The organism is Sulfitobacter sp. UBA4523 (assembly GCF_002388305.1).
In the GTDB taxonomy this organism is placed as follows: domain Bacteria; phylum Pseudomonadota; class Alphaproteobacteria; order Rhodobacterales; family Rhodobacteraceae; genus Sulfitobacter; species Sulfitobacter pontiacus.
On the sequence record NZ_DGMH01000011.1, the window covers coordinates 1 to 1,267 of the forward strand.

The window sequence follows — 1,267 nt, forward strand, 5'->3', positions numbered from 1 at the left end:
GTTCTGAAGGTTCCCAACACACAGACAGACAGCGGGCTGGATGTGCGTTTCATGGTCAACACAATCGCGCCCTGGGCTTTGACCGTTGGTCTGCTGCCGATCATCCCAAAAGACGGTCGCGTGGTGAGCCTTTCCTCAGCTGCACAAGCCCCTGTCGACATCGACGCCCTGCGTGGCGAACAGCAGCTTGGCCACAGCGAAGCCTACGCACAAAGCAAGTTGGCGCTGACAATCTGGTCGCAGGAATTGGCGCGCGAACACCCCGAAGGGCCGATGTTTGTCTCGGTCAACCCGGGGTCTCTTCTTGCCACAAAAATGGTTAAGGAATCCTATGGAATGGCGGGCAATGACCTGCGGATCGGGGCGGGCATCCTGCGCCGTGCGGCAGTGTCCGAGGAATTCGCCAATGCCTCGGGGCAGTATTACGACAACGACGCAGGACGCATCGCACGGCCCCATCCCGCCGCCGCCGACCGCGCACATGTCGCGCAACTGATGGCGGCTATTCGCGAGCTGGCTGGCACCTGAGGCGTCCCAAAACGTTTGCCGATCAAGGGGATTGCGCATTAAGCTAAGAGTCGGGAGGAGACGTGATGAGAGGTTTCATTACCTCAAATCAAACGGATGCGATTGCCGCATCCTGGGACCGGTGTGCGCGGCAGTATAACCTGCGGCACGATACCGGGCGGCCTATCATGCGCCTCCAATCCTCCGAAGTTGCCCCCCGACTTGAACAGATTATCGAGAGCACCGGCGGCAGGCAGGGCTTCTTTCAACATCTCGCTTCGGTCGCGGGCGAAATCGGTCATTGTCTGGTTGTCACCGACGCCGATGGCGTCTCTGTTCGGATTGAGCATAGCGGGGCGACGAGTGGAACTGACGGATGGAACGGCATCGCCCTTGGGTCATGTTGGGACGAACGCGTGGCCGGTACAAACGGCGTATCCATGGCCTTGCGGACGGGGCACGCAATCACTGTGCGCGGTGCGGATCATTACTTTTCGACGCTCAGACAGTTCGCCTGTACCGGCGTTCCGGTGCTGGATGCCAACGGGGGGATGATTGGTGCAATCAATCTTGTGTCTGTCGATCGGGGCAATCGCGCGGATTATCTGTTTGGGCAGCAGCTGTTGGCAAAGACTGCGCATCGCATTCAGCGCAACCTGTTTGAAAAGGAATTCAACGACGCGATGCTTGTGACGGTCTCGCGTGTGGGGCGTGATCACGTCCTCTCCGACGATGCACTGGTCGCCGTGAACGAGGCAGG

At 59.5% G+C, this 1,267-nt stretch carries 1 protein-coding gene and 1 pseudogene; both read left to right on the forward strand.

Annotated elements, in window-relative coordinates; all coding sequences use genetic code 11:
- A partial coding sequence (locus tag B3849_RS02040) for an oxidoreductase (RefSeq protein ID WP_286779749.1) occupies nucleotides 1-528 on the forward strand: 528 nt, incomplete at its 5' end.
- Nucleotides 529-593: 65 nt separating this feature from the next.
- Nucleotides 594-1,267 (forward strand): annotated as a pseudogene (locus tag B3849_RS02045) (hypothetical protein); the annotation flags it as partial.